We start from the raw sequence: 20,176 nt of genomic DNA, 5'->3' as shown, positions 1-20,176 counted from the left end.
GTGGTCATTGCTGAGACAGCAAAACGGCCATAGGGTTTTACCTCACCCTATGGCCGTCAGCTCTCGATCAATGGCCGACCGGTGGTGGTGCGAGAACCTCCCGCGAACCATTGGTGCCCATCGAGGAGACGACACCGGCCTGCTCCATCGCTTCCACCAGTCGGGCGGCGCGGTTGTAGCCGATCTTGAAGCGACGCTGGACGGCGGAAATGGAGGCGCGGCGTGTCTCGGTGACGAATTGCACGGCTTCGTCGTAGAGCGCATCCTGCTCGGCGTCGTCGCCGTCGCCGCCGTCGGCTTCGAGCCCGGCCAGGGCGTCGGCGGATACCCCGCCGGACAGGATCTCCTCGATGTACTCGGGCTCGCCGCGACGCTTCCAGTCCTCGACGATGCGATGCACCTCGTCGTCATCGACGAAGGCGCCGTGGACACGCTGCGGCATGCCAGCACCGGCCGGCAGGTAGAGCATGTCACCGTGGCCTAGCAGGTTCTCGGCCCCGCCCTGATCGAGGATGGTGCGCGAGTCGATCTTGGACGATACCTGGAACGCCATGCGCGTCGGGATATTGGCCTTGATCAGCCCCGTTACCACGTCGACCGAGGGCCGCTGGGTGGCCAGAATCAGGTGGATACCGGCCGCACGCGCCTTCTGGGCCAGGCGCGCGATCAGCTCTTCGACCTTCTTGCCGACGATCATGAACATGTCGGCGAATTCGTCGATCACCACCACGATGTACGGCAGCTTGTCGAGCACCGGCGGCTGCTCGTGCATTTCCCAGGGCTGCGGCTCCCATAACGGATCCTGCACCTGGGCGCCATGACTTTCGGCTTCGTCGAGTTTGGCGTTGAAGCCGGCGATGTTGCGCACGCCCATGGCCGCCATCAGCTTGTAGCGTCGCTCCATTTCGGCAACGCACCAGCGCAAGGCGTTGGCTGCCTCCTTCATGTCGGTGACGACGGGCGCCAGGAGATGCGGAATACCGTCATAGACGGAAAGCTCGAGCATCTTGGGATCGACCATGATCATGCGCACCTCGTCCGGCGTTGCCTTGAGCAACATCGACACGAGCATGGTGTTGATCCCCACCGATTTACCGGAGCCGGTGGTGCCGGCGACCAGCAGGTGAGGCATCTTGTTGAGGTTGGCGACCACCGGCTTGCCGCCGATGTCTTGGCCCAGCGCCAGCGTGACCGGCGACTCGGCATTCTGGTAGACGTCGGAATCCAGCACCTGGCGAATGCGAATCATGGCCCGGTTGGGGTTGGGAATCTCGATCCCCACCGTCGGCTTGCCGGGAATGATCTCGACTACGCGCACGCTCTTCACCATCAGCGAGCGTGCCAGATCCTTCGCCAGGTTACTGATCTTGGAAACCTTCACGCCGGCCGCCGGGCGGATCTCGAAGCGGGTGATGACCGGCCCCGGCCAGGTCTCGACGACTTCCGCCTTGACCCCGTATTCGCGCAGCCGCATTTCGAGCAGGTCGGCCATGTCGGCCAGCTGTTCCGGCGTATAGTTTGGCTGCTCCGGATCGGCGGGCGTGGTCAGGCGAATCGACGGCAGATCGCCGCTCGGCTCCGGCATATCATCCATGACCGGGCGCTGGCTCTGCAGATGCTCGACGGTCCACAATGTCGGCTGGTCATCGGCGGCGGCCCTGGCTTGAGCTGCCGTCGCCAGCCGCCCCTCGCTGGGGGGTGCCGATGCCGGCGTCGGCGAAGGCTGCGGCGCCGTCGAAAGGCCGGCAGCCACGCTTTCGCCTCTCTCGCCTCTGTTCCCGCTCCTGTCGCCGCCGCTCACGGATGTCCGATCATCGTCGGCGATATCGAAGCACGGTTCCTGACGCTGCGGCGTTCGCTCGGTAACTGAGCGGCTCGGCTCATGCGCCGACGATGGCGATGGCGATGGCGATGAAGAGATGATTGGCTCCGAGGGTATCTCGCCGCCGTCCGCTTCGGCTTCCCGCCAGTTGATGCCCGAATGGCGAGGCTGATCGTCTGTCGGCTCGGTCGAAAACGCCTCTTCCGGCGCCCTCGCCGATCCTTCGATATCGATCACCGGCTCTTCGGTGTCGGCTGCCGGCTCGTCGGCCTGGGAGGCCGCTACTGGACGCCAATCCGCCATCGGCTCCTCGCGTTCCGCGCGAATCCCCCACTGCTGGGTCGGCGCGTCCTCGTCGTTCGCGGAGAGCCCCGGCTCGCTCTGCGCGGATTCCCGCGCGTTCGTGACGGCACGCTGCTCGTCTGCAGCGAGCTCCGGCGCAGGTTCCCGCGGCTGACGGCTCTCGTCGTCAATCCGGGGCTCCTCATCGTGCCGGAACGCTTCACCGTACCGGAACTCTTCGCCGTGCCGGAACGCCTCACCGTGCTGGCGCTCGTCGATGTCGCCCCGGGGAGCCGGAGGCACGGACGAGGACTCGCCTGCTGGCGCTTGAAAGGCATCGGGTATGCGTCGCCGGGTGACATCGGCGCGGAACGGCGTACTTTCCGGCCCGGATTCCTCCCCGGCATCCGGCCTGCCCTGAGCCTCGGCGGCCGAGATCGCCGACGAGGCAGCGACGGCATTCGTCGAGTCGTCGGTTGCCGATATCCTGCTCGGCCCTGACTCGGTGGAAGATGGCTGCCGGGCCGAGGCCTCGCCTCCAAAGCGGGTCGCCGGCGCCGTTCGCTGCGGTACTTCGGGCTCCTCGCCCGGTAGCCGACCCAGCGTGGGCTCGCGGGCTTCGTCACGCTGCTGGCGAGCGGTGTAGGAAGCTTCAGGCCGTTTGGCAGACGGTGTTCGCGCCGGGACATCCCACGGAATGTCCGTACGACCGTCATGACGCCACATCGAGGTGTCACGAGGCTCGACCCTGTCGGTAGCCGCACCAACGGCGCTTTCCCAAGCAGGTTCCCGCCGGACTGGCCGTTCGGCGGCCATGTCGTCGTCTTCCCACTGCTCCAGATCCGGCGCCCTGTTCCAGGGCAGCCGGTTCCACGGCAGCAACCTGGCCCACCACGCGCTCCGGCGCGGCGCGTCTTCCTCATCCATCGCACCGGCATCGTCCGCCGCTGCCGCGTCATCGGCGGCCATGCTGCGTGCCTCGGCCTTGTCGAGACGACGAGTTTCCCGCGCCTCACGACGCTCGCCAGCGCGAGCTTTCGTCCAATGGAACAGCCGATTGAGCGAGCTACCGAGCTCATCCATCACCGTCAACCAGGACATGCCGGAGAACAGCGTGAAGCCGCACATGAATGCCGCGATGGCGATCAGCGTGGTGCCTCGCACACCGACCAGCGAGCCGAGAGAACCGGCGATGCCACGGCCGAGAATGCCGCCCGCCTGGTTAGGAAGATCGCTGGCAGCGTTGTAGAAATGCAGGTCGCCCAGCGTGGTCGTGCTCATCAACAGCAGCACCAGCCCGCCGGTGTGAACGGCGAGCGCCATGGGGTCCCAGGCGATCTGCACCTGGGTCTGGCGCATCAGTCGCCAGGCGCCCAGACCGAACATGCCTGGCCACCACAGCGCACTGGCGCCGAACAGCGAATAGAGCACATCGGATAGCCAGGCACCGATCCTGCCCATCCAGTTGGAAACCGATTGATCCGGCCCGCTATGGGACCAGCCGGGGTCCGTCGGCGTGTAGCTGAACAGGGCCAACAGCAGAAAAACGCAGATGGCGAGCAACAGAATCACGGCACCTTCGCGAGTCACGCCCTGTAGGCGCATGATCACGTGGCGGGCCTGCTCCTTGGCTTGCGCTTGCGTTGATGGACGACGGCTCTTTTTGGCCGAACTCTTGGCACTCAAATGATCAACCCCCTCGCGCCCGATCTGGCGTGGCGTAACACGATCAACTGCCACGCCGCTGGCGGCATTCCATTCCGCTCGCGGCATTGACGATCACGGCCGAGCCGCTGATGGGCTCGACCTCTTCAACCCGCCATCATACCGGGGGCCGCGTCGACATCACAGGGGGCGCCGGCAGGTCATGAAATCCATGATCCGCGAGGCGCCAGATCAAGCTGGAAGAGGCTCGCCGGCTGGCGTTCGTCGCCCTGTCTCGTCCAGGCGCGAGGCAGCCTCGGGCACTCCTGTCTCAGCCGGCGGCGCGTTACGCAACCGGAACAGCGAGACGGTTTCCGCCAGCCGGCGACTCTGCTCGTTCAACTGCCGGGTCGACACGCTGGACTGACGCACCAGCGCGGCGTTGCTCTGGGTGGTCTCGTCGATCTGCGATATCGCCACGTTGATCTGCTCGATACCGCGAGACTGCTCTTCGGATGCCAGCCGGATCTCCGAGATCAGCGTGCTGATGCGTTCGACCTGGGAGACGATCTCGGTGACCCGCTGCCCCGCCTCGGCCGCGCGCAGGTTGCCGCTGTCGACTTCGTCGACGGTCTTGCCGATCAACGCCTTGATCTGCTGCGCCGACGTCGTGCAGCGCTCCGCCAGGTTCCGGACTTCCTGAGCCACCACGGCGAAACCGCGACCGTGCTCGCCGGCCCGAGCGGCTTCGACGGAGGCGTTCAACGCCAGCAGGTTGGTCTGAAAGGCGATGCCATCGATCACGCCCACCACCTCGGAGATCTGCGTCGCCATGCCGACGATACGCTGCATCGCCTCCGACGTTGCCTCGACGGTGCTCTGCGCTTCACCCGCTGCCGCCACGGTTCGCTGCGCCTGCTCATCGCCTTCCTGCGCCCGCTGCGCATTCTGACGAACCGTCGCGTTGATCTCTTCGGTGCTGGCAGCGGTCTGCTCAAGGCTCGCCGCCTGGGATTCGGTGCGCGACGCCAGTTCAGCGTTGCCGGACGCCAGCTCCCGGGTATGGCTTTCGGTCTGCGCAACTGCCGTACGCACTTGCGCCACGATACGCTCGAGCCCGTTGCCGATACCGTTCATGGCGGCAACCAGTTGGCCGATTTCATCACGCCGGCTCGTGTCGATGCGCTGCGACAGGTCTCCCTCCGCCAAGGCTTGAGCCAGGTTGACAACGCGGCTCATGGGCTGCGTCACCAGCCGCTTGACGATCCAGTAGAGCGTCACACTCAGCGCCGCGGCCAGCACAAGTGCAATCAGCAGGAAGCGATCCCGCGCCGCGATCACCCCCGCCTGCATTTCATCGACCGAGACCGAACCGGCCACGACCCATTGCCACTCGGGATAGCGCGAGTAGCGCACCAGCCGCCCTTCGCCACTGCTGGCGGTATATTCGATGTCGCCGAATGACGCCTCGAACAGCGGTGCGAAGAGCTCCCCCATTTCGCCGTCCAACAAGTTCCGCCCCTCGTAGGGCCCGCCGGCAATGACCTCCCCCTTCTGATCACCGGCTGCCGAGGCCAGCATGGTGTAGCCGGCATCACCGATGCCCATTTCACGAATACGATCCTGAACCTGAGCCATCTCGGCACTGACATCGACACCCACGAACAGCGCACCGACGACCTTGCCATCGCCGTCCTGGATGGGCTGATACTTGGTGATGTAGTCGGTGCCAAAAAGCCTGGCGAGACCAATATACGGCTGATTCGCCATCAGCCTGGCATAGCTCTTCGAGTCCCGACTGAGCAATGTTCCCATCGCCCTTTCGCCATTCTCGTTCTTGAGGGACGTGGAAATGCGCACGAAGTCATCCCCGTCGCGCGCAAAGATCGTTGCTGGCGTACCCGTCTGCTTGGTGAACCGATCGAGCTTCCAGGTATTGTCGTTGAGCACTTCAAGCCCATCCTTGAGCGCCGGTGTCTGGCGCCCCGAGACTTCGACGAGCTGGTCTGGGCTCAATACGAAACGCCCCGAATACTGCTCCGAAAAAATACTCAGGAACCGGTCCGCCTGTTGCTGCAGGCTATAATCGAACAACGACAGCATGTCACCGATGGAATCCTGCTGGGTTTTCAGCTCATGCGTCGTGGCTTCACGCAGTTGCGTCGTGCTCGCCTGGGCCATCGCGAAGGCCAGCCCCAGGAGCACGGCGGCTTGAAGAAAGGCAACGATAAGGGCCAGCTTGGTACCGATGCCGGCACGGCGAAGTCGCTGTCGAAATGCAGCCATGATGGTTTCCGAGATTGAAGGGATCAGGGCTTTTATCGGCGGCGGCGAAGGCAATCTTGATGACACTCGCGACGAAAGATGCAATAGGCATCACGCCATTCAACTTTTGCTATGCTGATGGCCGCTCTCTTGTCCGGCCGAACGCATGCTGCCCTGGTTACCGCCACATATCGTCGCTTTTCCGCCAGCCTCTCAGGCGCTCGATGAACCCGACGGTCTGCTAGCCGCGGGGGGTGCGCTAAGCCCCGACTGGCTGCTGAGTGCCTATCGACAGGGCATCTTTCCGTGGTATGCCGAGGGCCAGCCCATCCTGTGGTGGTCGCCAAACCCCCGCATGGTGCTGTTCCCGGAGGAGATACGCGTCCGCCGAAGTCTGGACAAGCGCCTGCGCAACGGTGGCTTCGAAGTGAGCTTCGACCGGGCGTTCCCGCGTGTCATTGCCGCTTGCGCCGAAACCCGCGCCGATGCCGAAGGCACCTGGATCGACGACGCCATGCGAAAGGCCTACGTGGACCTTCACCGCCTGGGGCATGCGCATAGCGTCGAGGTTTGGCAGTCGCAGACGCTGGTCGGTGGGTTGTACGGGCTGTCGATCGGGCGCGTCTTTTTCGGCGAATCGATGTTCAGCCACGTTGCCGATGCTTCGAAGATAGCGTTGGTACATTTGGCGCGGCACCTTCAGCGCCACGATTTCGCGTTGATCGACTGCCAGATGCATACGCCCCATCTGGCCAGCATGGGTGCCAGAGACATCGCTCGCGAGACATTCCTCGACTACCTTGAGAAGAACGTCAACGCACCCAACCCGGCCAGCCTCTGGCCGACGGAGCCAACGTGAGCAGCGACAATGCGAACAGCCCGCAGCGTCAGGCACGCGATCTTCGTTTCTTCCTGACGGTGCCCCACCCCTGCAGCTACCTGGAGGGCCGGGAGGCAACGACACTATTTCTCGACCCTCAGGAGACCGTCGTTCCGGAGGTTTACGATGCGCTCACGCTACTGGGCTTTCGGCGCAGCGGCAGCAATCTCTACCGCCCCCACTGCGAGAGCTGCAGCGCGTGCACTTCGGTCAGGATCCCGGTCGACGACTTCGCGCCGTCGCGTACGCAGCGCAAGCTGATCAATCGCAACCAGGATCTGACATTCAGGTTACGGCCAGCCGAGTTCGATGAGCAGCACTATGCCCTCTACGCCCGCTACATTCGCGCCCGGCATGCGGATGGCGACATGTTCCCGCCGAGCCGGGAACAGTACCGGATGTTTCTGGCCCAGACCCATCCGTTCGCCAAGCTACTGGAATTTCGACTGGGCGATCATCTGATGGCAGTCGCTGCCACGGATCTGCTCAGCCATGGCCTGTCGGCGATCTACACCTTCTTCGATCCCGACCCGCTCTTCGAGCGGCGCTCGCTGGGCAGCTTTGCCGTCCTCAGCCAGATCGAGCTGGCACGTAAACGCCGCCTCCCTCATGTCTACCTGGGTTACTGGATCCGGGCCTGTCAGAAAATGCGTTACAAGCAGGATTACCAGCCGCTCGAGTATCTCAGTGGCGGACGCTGGCAACGCATGATCCCGGCAACGGCGTTTTCCTAGAGGCGCTGGGAACTTGGCGCGGGCGACCATGCATGGCGACGCAACGACAGCTCCGCTCCCGGATGGCTTTTAGCCCGATTTCAAGCGGTATTTTTGCCTTCCCTGGCGAGATAGCCCATAATATCGCGCACTTCAGAGGCCCAAGCGTGGCTGACTCGATGACGACGTGGATGGCGACACTGCTATTTGCGGTATATCACGTCGATTGCCGACCGCGCGGCGCCATGCCAGGCTCTCACACCAAGCCCCATGCTCAAAACGTTCAAGAGGGATCGCCTATATGGCACGAGAAGATCATATCGAAATGGAAGGCGTGGTCGTCGACACCCTTCCCAACACCATGTTCCGCGTTGAACTGGAAAACGGCCACGTCGTGACCGCACACATTTCCGGCAAGATGCGCAAGAACTACATCCGCATTCTGACCGGTGACAAGGTCAAGGTAGAGCTGACTCCCTACGATCTCTCCAAAGGCCGCATCGTCTACCGTTCTCGCTAATTCGCGAGCCCATCTCGCGCTTCCCGCCCTGCTTTGGCGGCCTTGCCCGTCATCCTGAAAAAACATCTGACATCGTAGTCTTGCGTCAGACGGGTGAGATGAGATGACACGAATCGAAAAACGCCTCGCCATGTTGCCATGGCGAGGCGTTATCGTTTCCGCAGGACCGAGACGTTGCGCCGTCAGGCGACCTCGGCCTCGGTCTCCAGCTGCAGCTCGTCGTTTTCGACCCGAACGTGCACGATACCGCCGTTGTCCGCCAGGTCGCCGAACAGGATCATCTCTGCCAATGGTTTCTTGAGCTTTTCCTGAATGACGCGGGCCATCGGTCGTGCCCCCATCTCCGGATCGTAACCCTTCTGGGCAAGCCAGACGCGGGCGTCTTCGTCGACATCGAGCTGCACGCGCTTCTCGTCCAGCTGTGCCTGCAGTTCGACCAGGAACTTGTCGACCACGTTGCGGACGATGGAAGGCTCGAGGCCATGGAACTGGATGATCCCGTCGAGACGGTTACGGAACTCCGGCGTGAACGTCCGGCGAATCACTTCCATGCCATCGGTGGAATGGTCCTGCGTCTGGAACCCGATCGAACGACGCGAGATCTGCTCGGCACCGGCGTTGGACGTCATGATGATGATCACGTGGCGGAAGTCCGCCTCGCGGCCATTGTTGTCGGTCAGGCGACCGTGGTCCATGACCTGCAGCAGCAGATTGAAGACCTCGGGGTGCGCCTTCTCGATCTCGTCGAGCAACAGCACGCAGTGCGGCTGCTTGGTGATCGCCTCGGTCAACAGGCCGCCCTGATCGTAGCCCACGTATCCCGGCGGCGCGCCGATCAGGCGCGATACCGTGTGACGCTCCATATATTCCGACATGTCGAAGCGAACCAACTCGATGCCCATCAGGTGAGACAGTTGCCGCGCCACTTCGGTCTTGCCGACACCCGTCGGACCAGCGAACAGGAAGCTGCCCACCGGCTTGTCCGGTGACTTGAGTCCGGCACGAGACAGCTTGATCGCGGCGGACAGGCTGGTGATCGCCTCATCCTGACCGAATACCAGCATCTTCAGGTCGCGCTCCAGATTGGAGAGCAGCTTGCGATCCGAGCTGGACACGCTCTTCGGCGGAATCCGCGCGATGGAAGCCACCACGACCTCGACCTGATCGACATCGATCGTGGCAATTCGCGCCTCCGGCGGCAGCAGACGCTGGTGCGCGCCGGCTTCGTCGATGACATCGATCGCCTTGTCGGGGAGATGACGGTCGTTGATATACCGATCCGCCAGCCGGGCGGCACTTTCCAACGCGCCGTCGGTGTACTTCAACTGGTGATGCTCTTCGAAGCGGCCACGCAGCCCCTTGAGGATGCGGATGGTGTCCTCGACGGTCGGTTCCGGCACGTCCACCTTCTGGAAACGACGTGCCAGTGCCCGATCCTTCTCGAAGATACCGCGGAACTCCTGGAACGTGGTCGAACCGATGCAACGCAGCTCACCGGAAGAGAGCAGCGGCTTGAGCAGGTTGGACGCGTCCATGACACCGCCGGAAGCGGCGCCAGCACCGATCACCGTATGGATCTCGTCGATGAACAGGATCGAGTTGTCCTGCTTGCGCAGCTCGGCCAGCAGCCCTTTCAGGCGCTTCTCGAAGTCGCCACGGTACTTGGTGCCAGCCAGCAAGGCGCCCATGTCGAGCGAATAGACCACCGCATCCGCGATGACGTCCGGCACGTCCTCCTCGACGATACGCTTGGCCAGCCCCTCGGCGATGGCGGTCTTGCCGACGCCCGCTTCACCTACCAGCAGCGGGTTGTTCTTGCGCCGGCGCGCCAGGATCTGCACCACGCGCTCGAGCTCGTGGTCCCGCCCGATCAGCGGATCGATCTTGCCCAGACGGGCCTGATCGTTGAGGTTGGTGGCGTAGCTGCTCAGCGGGCTCTGGCCATTTTCGGTGGCTGCCTCTTCGCCCTCCTCGGACTCCTGGGAAGGCTGCTGGGGCTGGCTGTGACCGGCCACCTTGGAAATGCCGTGGGCGATGTAGTTCACCGCATCGACCCGGGCCACGCTCTGCTGCTTGAGGAAATAGACGGCCTGACTCTCCTGCTCGGAGAAGATCGCCACCAGCACGTTGGCGCCGGTCACCTCGCTCTTGCCGGAAGACTGGACGTGAAAAACGGCACGCTGAAGCACGCGCTGGAAGCCCAGCGTCGGCTGCGTTTCCCGATCTTCCTGCTCTTCGGGAATCAGCGGCGTCGTGGAATTGATGAAATCCTGCAGATCGGCACGAAGCTTTTCCAGATTCGCCCCACAGGCATTCAGCACATCGGCTGCCGAGGCATTATCGAGAAGCGCCAGCAGCAAGTGCTCCACGGTCATAAACTCGTGTCGCTTGGATCGCGCCACGGTGAAGGCCGTGTTCAGGGTGAGTTCAAGTTCTTTACTCAACATGGCAGTCCCCTTTTAGCCACTGAGGGCGTCGGTCGGCACTTTCACAATCGGGCACAAACAGCGGTTTCGCAAGTCTTCGAAGACAAAAGCGTCGACGATGTGTGTCCGCTTCCTACTCTGCGGCATCCACGTCACACATGAGAGGATGCTCGCACTCTCTGGCATATTCATTGACCTGATGGCACTTGGTCTCCGCGATATCGCGGGTAAAAATGCCGCAGGTCGCTTTTCCCTGGGTATGGACGGCCAGCATGATCTGAACCGCCTTCTCGCTGTCCATGGCGAAGAACCGCTGCAGCACCTCGACGACGAACTCCATCGGCGTGTAGTCATCGTTGTACAGCACGACCTTGTACATGGGCGGCGGCGCCAGTTGCGGTTCGGACACCTGCTCGGCGACATCGCCCTGCTCTTCATGACCAGGGTCGGGCGGGCGCGTCATACCCATGCGCGCCGGCTCCCTGGAAAGGTACAACGACACTCTATCTAGGTTCTCTGACATACGGTTGTTGGCACAAATCTGGATGAATCCCTGAATGCATCGGCTCGGGTGCATCAAATTGGGACTGGGTCAGGTATTGGATACCATCGAAGGCCCGAGGTTCCCTGAAGATGCGGCCGATAGGGCCCGTATGCAAGCCTTCACTGAAAATAGTCGCGACAGGCTGTCAACGCCATGGCATCGTGGCCCCGATATTACCATCGCGGCTATTCGAGAGGAGCGTTGGCGACCCGGCATGAGTCGAATCTATCTATTGCACAAGCCCTACCAGGTGCTCTGTCAGTTCACCGATGACCAGGGGCGGCCCACCCTGGCCGACTATCTTCAGGTTCCCGACATCTATCCAGCCGGACGCCTCGATTACGACTCCGAAGGCCTGCTGCTGCTGACCGACGACGGTGCCCTGATTCACCATATCAGCGACCCGCGTCACAAATTGTCGAAGCAGTACTGGGTGCAGGTCGAGGGAACGCCGGACGACGATGCGCTCAAGGCATTACGCCATGGCATCACGCTGAAAGACGGCCCGACCCGGCCAGCCAGGGTTCGACGGCTGACCCGGCCGGAGCCTGCTCCACGGGTCCCGCCGGTTCGCTATCGGGAATCCATCCCCACGACCTGGCTGGAAATCGAACTTCGCGAAGGACGCAATCGACAGGTACGGCGCATGACGGCGCATGTGGGCCACCCCACGCTGCGCCTGATTCGCGCCGCCATCGGTCCATGGCAACTGGGCGAGCTGCAGCCCGGAGACTGGCGCAGCGAGACCGTGAACGCTCCCCGCAAGCGCCCACCGCAACACGGCCGCAACCCGCGTTCGAAACCGCGTCGCACTCGATGATCGCCTTCCCCATCCTGGACTTGGCCCGTTGCGGCGAGGCCTTCTTCCGACCGCGGGCTTTCGAATTGCCCCAGACCGGGTATGATCGGCTGAGTCCCGTGGCTCGTTGTCGAGGGCCGCGTACCGAGTTGGGAGAATGAAAAGATGAATCGCTGGACACCCCGCGTGACCGTTGCCGTGATCGTGGAACGGGCCGGTCGGTACCTGATGGTGGAAGAGGATCGCGGCGGGCCGTTCAGTCTGTTCAACCAGCCTGCCGGCCATCTGGAGCGCGGCGAACGCCTGATCGCCGCGGCCGAACGCGAAGTTCGTGAAGAGTCCGCCTGGCAGATCGCCATCACCGACTATCTGGGACTCTATGTCCACCAGACCTCGGATGGCCTCACTTTCCATAGTCACGCCTTCATCAGCCTGCCGCTGGCGCACCTGGGCAATCCGCTCGACAAGGGGATCATCGGCGCCCACTGGCTGACCTACGACGAAATCGACGATCTTGATCGCAGCCGCCGTCTGCGCAGCCCGGTGGTAATGCAGCGTCTGCGCGACGCGCGTGACGGCCGCCGCTACCCGCTCGATCTCATTCGCGAGCGCTGAGACCGGCCTCGTGTTCGGGTGACGGCAGCTCGCCTGACGGGGAATCCCGTCGGGCTCGATGCCCAGCCCCGCTTTCGGCTATAATCCCGGGTCATTTATTCAGGGCGGCGCCCGTTTCGTCGTCGCGCCCAGCCGTCGACGAATCCGATGTCATCGCCCGCCCTCACCTGTCCTCGGGAATCGCCATGACCACTGACAGCTTGCCCAGCGATAGCGTGCGCTCACCCAACGCAGGCGCCTTGCCGTCCCGCGAGAAGGCCAAGAAGGTCATTGTCGGCATGTCGGGGGGCGTCGATTCCTCCGTGACCGCACTGCTGTTGATCCAGCAGGGCTATCGCGTCGAGGGCCTGTTCATGAAGAACTGGGACGAGGACGATGGCACCGAGTACTGCACGGCGATGGCGGATCTGGCCGATGCCCAGGCGGTCAGCGATACGCTCGGCATCAAGCTGCACACGGCCAATTTCGCCGCCGAGTACTGGGACAACGTCTTCGAACACTTCCTGGCGGAGTATCAGGCAGGCCGCACGCCGAATCCGGACATCCTTTGCAACCGAGAGATCAAGTTCAAGGTCTTCCTCGACTACGCCGAGATGCTCGGCGCGGATCTGATCGCCACCGGCCACTACGTTCGCCGAGGTGCCGACGATGCCGACGGCCGGGCGCAACTGCTCAAGGGTCTCGATGGCAACAAGGACCAGAGCTATTTCCTGCATGCCGTTCCCGGCGATGCCATCGCACGCACGCTGTTCCCCGTAGGCGAACTGGAAAAGCCCGAGGTCAGGGCGCTGGCCGAACGTCACGGCCTGGCCACGGCGCGCAAGAAGGATTCCACCGGCATCTGCTTCATCGGTGAACGCCGCTTCAGCGACTTCCTCAAGCAGTACCTGCCCGCCCAGCCCGGCCTCATCGAGACGCCGGAAGGCGATCTGGTCGGCGAGCACATGGGGCTGATGTACTACACCCTGGGGCAGCGACGCGGCCTGGGTATCGGCGGTCTCAAGGATCACAGTGAAGAACCGTGGTTCGTCGCCGCCAAGGATCTCGAGCGCAACGTCCTGATCGTCGTCCAGGGCGAACATCCGCTGCTTTACAGCGATGTCGTGTACTGCGAGCCGGCAGCCTGGGTGGCGGGCGAACCGCCGGCGAAGTCGCGTCTCAGTGCAAAGACCCGCTATCGCCAGCAGGACGTCGCCTGCGAGGTGACACTGCTGGCCGATGGCGAGATCGAGGTTCGCTTCGATGAGCCTCAGCGGGCGGTCACGCCCGGCCAATCGCTGGTGCTCTACGATGGCGACGTGTGTCTCGGTGGCGCTGTCATCCGCGCCACCGAGACCGCCGATACGGCGGCCGTCGCCGAATTGACCGGCGCAGCGCGGCCCGACACCCACCTTACCGCAACGACGGGGAGCCAGCGTTCGGCATGAATCCAACGCCCATTCAATCGGCACCGCTCGACAGCAATGGCCGGCAGGCGCTGGCCCTGGCCGGTGTCTTTCAGGCGGCTTCCGTGGTCGATCAGCTCGCCCGTACCGGCCAGTGCGACGAACGCGCCTGGAACACGCTGCTCCGCGCGACGCTGGATACCAACCCGCCGAGTTTCGAATCGATCTACGGCGGCCATCACAACAACCTGCGCCTGGGCATCGATACCCTGCTCGCGGTGATGTCCCGCCAGCATGCCCAGCCGGCGGTGATGCGCTACGGCTTCTCGATGGTGTTGCTGATGCAACGGCTGCGCAAGGACGATGCCATGATGAGCACCCTCGGCCAGCGTCTCGTCCGCATCCAGGGCCAGGCGGAACATTTCGGCGAGACGCACGAGAACGTCATCGCCAGTCTCGGCGAGCTGTATCAGGAGACGCTTTCCACCTTTCGCTACCGGATCGTGGTGCAGGGCGAGCCCAGCCTGCTGCAGAGCCGAATGATGCCGGAACGTATCCGCACCGCCCTTCTCGCCGGCGTGCGCTTCGCCCTGCTATGGCATCAGCAGGGCGGCCGCCGCTGGCGTCTGATCTTCCAGCGCGGCGCCATCAGGCGCACGCTGCGCGAGCTCGACGCCCCCTGATGTCGAGCCCCATGAATTCGTTAACCGCGAGCTTCGAGCTCGTGCGAGCCTTCGGGAACCCAAGATGATCGAACTTTCCGCATTGACCGCCCTCTCCCCCGTCGATGGCCGCTACGCAGCCAAAGCCGCGCCGCTACGCGAACATTTCAGCGAGTTCGGCCTGATCCGGGCTCGCGTCACCGTCGAGGTGCGCTGGCTCGAACGATTGGCGGCCCATCCCGGTATCGCCGAAGTGCCGCCACTTTCCGCAGGGGCACAGGCGTTTCTGGACAAGCTGGTGAAGGAATTTTCCATCGCCGATGCCGAACGCATCAAGACCATCGAACGCACGACCAACCACGACGTCAAGGCCGTCGAGTACTTCCTCAAGGAAGCGATCGCCGATCAGCCCGAGCTGCACGCCATCACCGAGTTCGTGCACTTCGCCTGCACCAGCGAAGACATCAACAACCTCTCCTATGCCCTGATGATGCGCGACGGCCTGGCCGCGCTGCTGCCGACGATGCACCAGGTTCACGACGCCATCGCCAACCTGGCCCACGAGCATGCCGAACAGCCGATGCTGTCGCGCACCCATGGCCAGACCGCCAGCCCCACGACGCTGGGCAAGGAGATGGCCAATGTCGCCTACCGCCTGCAGCGCCAGCTCAAGCAGATCGAGTCGGTGGAACTGCTGGGCAAGATCAACGGCGCCGTGGGCAACTACAACGCTCACCTGGCGACCTATCCGGAGATCGACTGGGCCGACAACGCCCGCATGTTCGTCGAATCGCTCGGGCTTACGTTCAACCCCTATACCACCCAGATCGAACCCCACGACTACATCGCGGAGCTGTTCGATGCCATCAGCCGCTTCAACACCATCCTGATCGACTTCGATCGCGACGTGTGGGGCTACATCTCGCTGGGCTACTTCAAGCAACGCACCGTTGCCGGGGAGATCGGCTCCTCCACGATGCCGCACAAGGTCAACCCGATCGACTTCGAGAACTCCGAAGGCAATCTGGGGCTGGCCAACGCGCTGCTCGATCACCTGGCCCGCAAGTTGCCGATCTCCCGCTGGCAGCGTGATCTAACCGACTCCACCGTGCTGCGCAATCTCGGCGTCGGCCTGGCCTATGGGCTGATTGCCTACGAAGCCTCGCTCAAGGGTATCGGCAAGCTCGAGGCCAATCCGCAGCGTCTCGACGACGACCTGGACCAGAGCTGGGAAGTGCTGGCCGAGCCGATCCAGACTGTCATGCGCCGCTACGGGATCGAAAAGCCCTACGAGAAACTCAAGGAACTGACCCGCGGCAAGCGCATCGACCAGGCCGGTTTTGCCGCCTTCATCGACACGCTCGCCCTGCCGGACGAAGTCAAGATCGAGCTCAAGGCGCTGTCACCGGCAAGCTACATCGGTAACGCCATCGATCAGGCCAAAGCGCTTTAAGCCCTCAACGATACCCAACTGGAGATCGATATGACGTCGGCCAACTCGCCCCGCACCCTGCTCGGCGGCCTCACGCCCGCCCAGTTTCTCAGCCAGCACTGGCAGAAATCGCCGCTGCTGATCCGCGGCGCACTGCCCGGCTTCGTCTCGCCACTGGAGCCGGACGATCTGGCGGGCCTGGCCTGCGAGGAAGGCATCGAAGCCAGGCTGGTCGAGGAGCATGGCCCCGACAAGGCGTGGCAGGTCAGCCATGGCCCGTTCGACGAGGAGACTTTCTCGCGCCTGCCGGTCAGCGGCTGGTCGCTGCTGGTGCAGGCCGTGGATCACTACGTTCCCGAAGTCGCCGAGCTGCTGGAAGCGTTCGATTTCATACCGAGTTGGCGTCTCGATGACGTCATGGTCAGCTACGCTCCGCCTGGCGGCAGCGTGGGCGCGCACGTCGATCAGTACGATGTTTTCCTGTTGCAGGCAAGCGGCCGGCGTCGCTGGCAACTGGGCGGCACGCCCGGTGACGACGCCAGGCTGCTTCCCGGGATCGATCTGCGGATTCTGGAAGATTTCATGGTCGAAGCCGGCCAGGACTGGGTGCTGGAACCCGGCGACATGCTCTATCTGCCCCCCGGCGTCGCGCACCATGGCATCAGCGACTCCGACGACTGCCTGACCTTCTCGATCGGCTTCCGGGCGCCCTCCACCGATGAGGTCGTGACCTCGTTTGCCGACTATATCGGCGAGCAGCTCGGTGACAGCCAGCGCTATGGCGACGCCGATCTGCAGCCGCCAGCCGCTATCGGCGAACTGGACGATCAGGCGATCGCCCGTGTCCGCGCCTTGCTGCTGGATGCCATCGACAGGCCGGAACAGATGGCGCAATGGTTCGGTCGCGCCATGACCCAGCCCAAGTACCTGGATCAGTTGATCCCGCCCGAATCCCCGGCAGAACCGAGCGAGCTGCGCAGCGCTCTGGAGAGCGGTAGCGAGCTGACCCATAGCCTCGGCTCGCGCTTTGCCTGGCGCCGGCTGGATGACGCCCGGGCCACGCTGTTCGCCGATGGAGACGCCATTGTCTGCGATCTCGAGCTGGCACAGTATCTGTCGGCCAATTCCCGTCTCGATGCGAGGGTACTTGAGTTTCCGAATAGCGAGCCCCTGCTTGCCACTCTCATCAATAGCGGCACCCTGAGCGTACCCGAGGAGGATGATCAGGATTAGCGGGCCAGTGGCAGCGATGTCTACACTCCATGTAGGCATGGTTGGTGCCGTAGCTAAGGATATTCTGCACTGGACTCGTTTTAGAACACTGTTTTAATGTACTGATTCAGTGTACCCGGCACGAAGCCAAATCTGGATGTTAAGGAGAATGGATCATGAAACGACTTATCGCCCCCGCGCTGGTCATGAGCCTGCTGGCCCTGGCTGGCTGCACCAACAACTCGACCTATTCAGGCGACGTCTATCGCGGCGATCAGGCAGGTACCGCACAGACCGTCAGCTACGGCACCATTCAGTCGGTTCGCCCGGTACAGATCCAAGGCGGCAACGGCGAGAGCGTTCTCGGCAGCCTCGGTGGCGCCGTGATTGGCGGCCTGCTGGGTAACCAGGTCGGTGGCGGCTCAGGACGCACCATCGCGACCGCCGCGGGCGCCATCGGCGGCACCGTCGCCGGAAGCAAGATTCAGCAGGCAACGGACCGTGTCGACGGTTACGAGCTCGAAATTCGTCAGGACAGCGGTCAGAACGTCGTGGTCGTCCAGAAGGCCGACCGCAACTGGCAGGTGGGTCAGCGCGTCAAGCTGGTTGCCAGCGGCTCGAGCGTGAGCGTGGCCCCTTATTGATCCAGGCAACGAAGGATCAAGGCAACCAGGACGGCAGAAAACCGCGTCCAATGTAGAAAGCCTGTCTATAGTCAATAGACGTCAACGGCGCCCTCAGGGCGCCGTTTTTCGTTAGCGTGATATTAATTCCAAAGGTTATCGACGCTTTACCTTCGCTGTTGTATGTTGTGTAGAGCACACCATTCGTTCAAGGGAATAATACGATTCATGAAGGGACTAACGTGGGCAAGAACCGGCTCCGCCATCGCCTTGGCTGGAATATCCGGCTCGGTTTGGGCTGATGGCATCCTGACACTGAAATCGGAAAACGATATTTTTGCCAGCGGTGAAGACGGCCACTACACCAACGGACTGGAGATCGACTGGTCTTTCAAGCCCGACCGGGACCACTGGACTCGCGCCCTTGCCGATGCCCTGCCCGGCTGGAGTGCAAACTCGCTCGATGGTGCCGCTTATCGTTTCGGGCAACAGATCTATACCCCCGAGGACATCGACAAGCGTCGTTTGATCGAGGACGACCGCCCCTATGCCGGCGTTCTCTATGCCGGGCTCTCATTGTTCGATGACGAACAGCTCGTCGGGTGGCGTCGCACCAGCGGCCTCTATTTCGATGTGGGTATCGTGGGCCCTGGCGCCGGCGGTCGTACCGTGCAGAAAAATTTTCATCACTTGATCGGTAGCGACGAGCCCGAAGGCTGGCACAACCAGCTCCACAACGAGCCGTTCGTCAACGTAGCGTATAACACCGCCTGGTGGAAGCAAGGTCAACTGGGCACGCTGGAAACCGAATACGGCCCTTCGGTCGGATTCGCGGCCGGCAACCTCTATACCTATGCCGCGACGGGGCTCGGGCTGCGCCTGGGCCAAGGGCTGAACAAGAGTTTCGGCGTTCCGGCCGTGGCACCCGCCCAAGGCAGCCGGATCTTCTTCGAAGCCGACAGTGGCTTCAACTGGTACGTCTTTGCCAACGTCGAAGGCCGGCTCATGGCCTACAACATGCTGCTCGACGGCAATACGTTCGAGGACAGCCACTCCGTCGACCGACGCCCCTGGGTCGGAGATGCCCAGATCGGCCTGGCGCTCTCCTGGAACCGCTGGCAGCTGACCTACAGCTCCGTCTGGCGCACTCACGAATTCGAGGAGCAGGACAGTGGCGATCAGTTCGGCTCGATCACGCTCTCGACCTGGCTGTAAAGCTAGCTGGTGATCGTCACTTCAAACGCAACTCGAGCGCAAAGGTAGCATCAGACGCACGACGGGCGATGCTTCAAGCATCGCCCGTCGTGCGTCTGATGGCCCCGACCGAAATGACGGACCATCGGTCCGCTCAGTGCAACCTGGCTTTACGCATACCCCAGCAGACGACGCGCTTGCCTACCCAGAGCACGATCGCCAGCAGGATCAGCGTCAAGAGCATGGAAACGGGTTTCACGATGAAGGTCGCTCCGAGCACGGCCAAGGCGATCGCCATCACCCAGCGATCCTGGGCGGGATCTCCCTGTAGTTGTGCCGGCAGCCGGCGCTTGACCGCCGCTCCGAGCGCGCCATCCCAAGCCTTGAGCAACAAAAAAATCAGAACGGCGAAGGCAATGAGCCAAACGACGAAAACGGTCATGACGAACTTCTCCTCAACCGCAGAATCACGGTAGTTTATCCTCGAATCAGGGTAACCACACCCATGAAGCGGCGCAACTGCTATGGAGGCCGTCCCGTGGGCTGCATCGAGCCGGCTAGACCAATATCCAACGTCATTGCGACCTGACAGAAAGGCCGTGGCACGTTAGGATGGGACAGACATGCACAAACGCAAAGGTTTCGAGATGCAGATTGCCCAGAACTCCGTGGTCGCGTTCCACTATAAACTGACCAATGATGCGGGAGAGGTGCTGGACAGTTCCGAAGGTCGGGAGCCGCTGACCTACCTGCACGGTGCGGGCAACATCATTCCGGGCCTCGAGAAAGAGCTCGAGGGTCACGGTAGCGGTGATAAGCTTCAGGTCGCCGTCGCACCGAGCGAAGGTTACGGTGAAGTCCAGCCGGCACTGGTTCAGGAAGTTCCGCGCGATGCCTTCCAGGGTGTCGATAACGTCGAGCCCGGCATGCAGTTTCAGGCGCAGACTCAGGAAGGTCCGTTGATGGTCACCGTCACCAAGGTAGAAGGCGATACCGTAACGGTCGATGGCAACCATCCGCTGGCTGGCGAGAAGCTGAACTTCGACGTCGAGATCACCGAAGTTCGCGAAGCGACCGAAGAAGAAGTGTCCCATGGACACGTCCATGGCGAAGGTGGTCACCAGCACTGATCGTGTCGGAGCCCCTCGCCGGGATCCG

The 20,176-nt window shown here is 62.8% G+C and carries 17 protein-coding genes; 12 read left to right on the top strand and 5 right to left on the bottom strand.

The annotated features are described in order from the left end of the window. Positions 1-67: 67 nt before the first annotated feature. Both CCD76_RS11000 and CCD76_RS10995 read right to left on the bottom strand, forming a co-directional pair. Positions 68-3,709, bottom strand: coding sequence for a DNA translocase FtsK (locus CCD76_RS11000; RefSeq protein WP_087719590.1), 3,642 nt, complete (start codon positions 3,707-3,709; stop codon positions 68-70). 291 nt (positions 3,710-4,000) lie between these two features. After that, positions 4,001-6,034 (bottom strand): methyl-accepting chemotaxis protein, encoded by a 2,034-nt coding sequence (locus CCD76_RS10995; protein ID WP_087719564.1) that lies wholly within the window; start codon positions 6,032-6,034, stop codon positions 4,001-4,003. 145 nt (positions 6,035-6,179) lie between these two features. Here CCD76_RS10995 and aat point away from each other — a divergent pair, with 145 nt between their 5' ends. The 3 genes from aat to infA all read left to right on the top strand — a co-directional run bounded on the left by aat (position 6,180) and on the right by infA (position 8,126). Beyond that, entirely contained in the window at positions 6,180-6,872 is a 693-nt protein-coding gene (gene aat, locus CCD76_RS10990; RefSeq protein ID WP_087719563.1) for a leucyl/phenylalanyl-tRNA--protein transferase, read from the top strand. After that, entirely contained in the window at positions 6,869-7,627 is a 759-nt protein-coding gene (locus CCD76_RS10985; RefSeq protein ID WP_087719562.1) for an arginyltransferase, read from the top strand. Before aat ends, CCD76_RS10985 begins: the two co-directional genes overlap by 4 nt. Positions 7,628-7,907: 280 nt before the next feature. Next, on the top strand, positions 7,908-8,126 hold the full coding sequence (gene infA / locus CCD76_RS10980) for a translation initiation factor IF-1 (RefSeq protein ID WP_013332816.1): 219 nt from the start codon (positions 7,908-7,910) through the stop codon (positions 8,124-8,126). A gap of 182 nt (positions 8,127-8,308) precedes the next feature. Here the strand turns inward: infA and clpA are convergent, their stop codons facing one another. After that, entirely contained in the window at positions 8,309-10,573 is a 2,265-nt protein-coding gene (gene clpA, locus CCD76_RS10975) for an ATP-dependent Clp protease ATP-binding subunit ClpA (RefSeq protein WP_087719561.1), read from the bottom strand. Between the two features lie 112 nt (positions 10,574-10,685). Then, positions 10,686-11,021: an ATP-dependent Clp protease adapter ClpS gene (gene clpS / locus CCD76_RS10970; RefSeq protein WP_179208902.1), complete on the bottom strand. Its 336-nt coding sequence runs from the start codon at positions 11,019-11,021 to the stop codon at positions 10,686-10,688. 289 nt (positions 11,022-11,310) lie between these two features. Here clpS and CCD76_RS10965 point away from each other — a divergent pair, with 289 nt between their 5' ends. The 8 genes from CCD76_RS10965 (at position 11,311) to CCD76_RS10930 (ending at position 19,039) form a co-directional block, all read left to right on the top strand. Further along, complete coding sequence (locus tag CCD76_RS10965; RefSeq protein WP_087719560.1) at positions 11,311-11,916, top strand: pseudouridine synthase; 606 nt, start codon at positions 11,311-11,313, stop codon at positions 11,914-11,916. A 144-nt stretch (positions 11,917-12,060) separates the two neighbouring features. Further along, positions 12,061-12,510 carry an NUDIX domain-containing protein gene (locus tag CCD76_RS10960; RefSeq protein ID WP_071233190.1) on the top strand — a complete coding sequence of 150 codons (450 nt, stop codon included), beginning with the start codon at positions 12,061-12,063 and terminating at the stop codon, positions 12,508-12,510. Positions 12,511-12,695: 185 nt separating this feature from the next. Continuing rightward, positions 12,696-13,937 carry a tRNA 2-thiouridine(34) synthase MnmA gene (mnmA, locus tag CCD76_RS10955; protein ID WP_087719559.1) on the top strand — a complete coding sequence of 414 codons (1,242 nt, stop codon included), beginning with the start codon at positions 12,696-12,698 and terminating at the stop codon, positions 13,935-13,937. Beyond that, positions 13,934-14,578 (top strand): high frequency lysogenization protein HflD, encoded by a 645-nt coding sequence (gene hflD / locus CCD76_RS10950; RefSeq protein ID WP_087719558.1) that lies wholly within the window; start codon positions 13,934-13,936, stop codon positions 14,576-14,578. The genes mnmA and hflD overlap by 4 nt, the downstream gene beginning before the upstream one ends. A 67-nt stretch (positions 14,579-14,645) precedes the next feature. After that, positions 14,646-16,010, top strand: coding sequence for an adenylosuccinate lyase (gene purB, locus CCD76_RS10945; RefSeq protein ID WP_087719588.1), 1,365 nt, complete (start codon positions 14,646-14,648; stop codon positions 16,008-16,010). Between the two features lie 30 nt (positions 16,011-16,040). After that, the gene (locus tag CCD76_RS10940; protein ID WP_087719557.1) at positions 16,041-17,222 is read left to right on the top strand and encodes a cupin domain-containing protein; all 1,182 of its coding nucleotides are present in this window, start codon (positions 16,041-16,043) and stop codon (positions 17,220-17,222) included. 155 nt (positions 17,223-17,377) lie between these two features. Continuing rightward, entirely contained in the window at positions 17,378-17,845 is a 468-nt protein-coding gene (locus tag CCD76_RS10935; RefSeq protein ID WP_087719556.1) for an outer membrane lipoprotein, read from the top strand. A gap of 207 nt (positions 17,846-18,052) precedes the next feature. Then, positions 18,053-19,039, top strand: a complete 987-nt coding sequence (locus CCD76_RS10930) for a lipid A deacylase LpxR family protein (RefSeq protein WP_087719555.1) — start codon at positions 18,053-18,055, stop codon at positions 19,037-19,039. A gap of 133 nt (positions 19,040-19,172) precedes the next feature. Here the strand turns inward: CCD76_RS10930 and CCD76_RS10925 are convergent, their stop codons facing one another. Further along, positions 19,173-19,460: a hypothetical protein gene (locus CCD76_RS10925; protein ID WP_087719554.1), complete on the bottom strand. Its 288-nt coding sequence runs from the start codon at positions 19,458-19,460 to the stop codon at positions 19,173-19,175. 205 nt (positions 19,461-19,665) lie between these two features. On the opposite strand from CCD76_RS10925, the gene slyD reads away from it, so the two are divergent. Next, the gene (gene slyD / locus CCD76_RS10920; protein WP_087719587.1) at positions 19,666-20,148 is read left to right on the top strand and encodes a peptidylprolyl isomerase; all 483 of its coding nucleotides are present in this window, start codon (positions 19,666-19,668) and stop codon (positions 20,146-20,148) included. Positions 20,149-20,176: the final 28 nt, after the last annotated feature.

Source organism: Salinicola salarius (assembly GCF_002179555.1).
GTDB classification, from domain to species: domain Bacteria; phylum Pseudomonadota; class Gammaproteobacteria; order Pseudomonadales; family Halomonadaceae; genus Salinicola; species Salinicola salarius_A.
The sequence above is the reverse complement of the archived record's forward strand: the minus strand, read 5'-3'. Positions and strand labels throughout refer to the sequence as shown.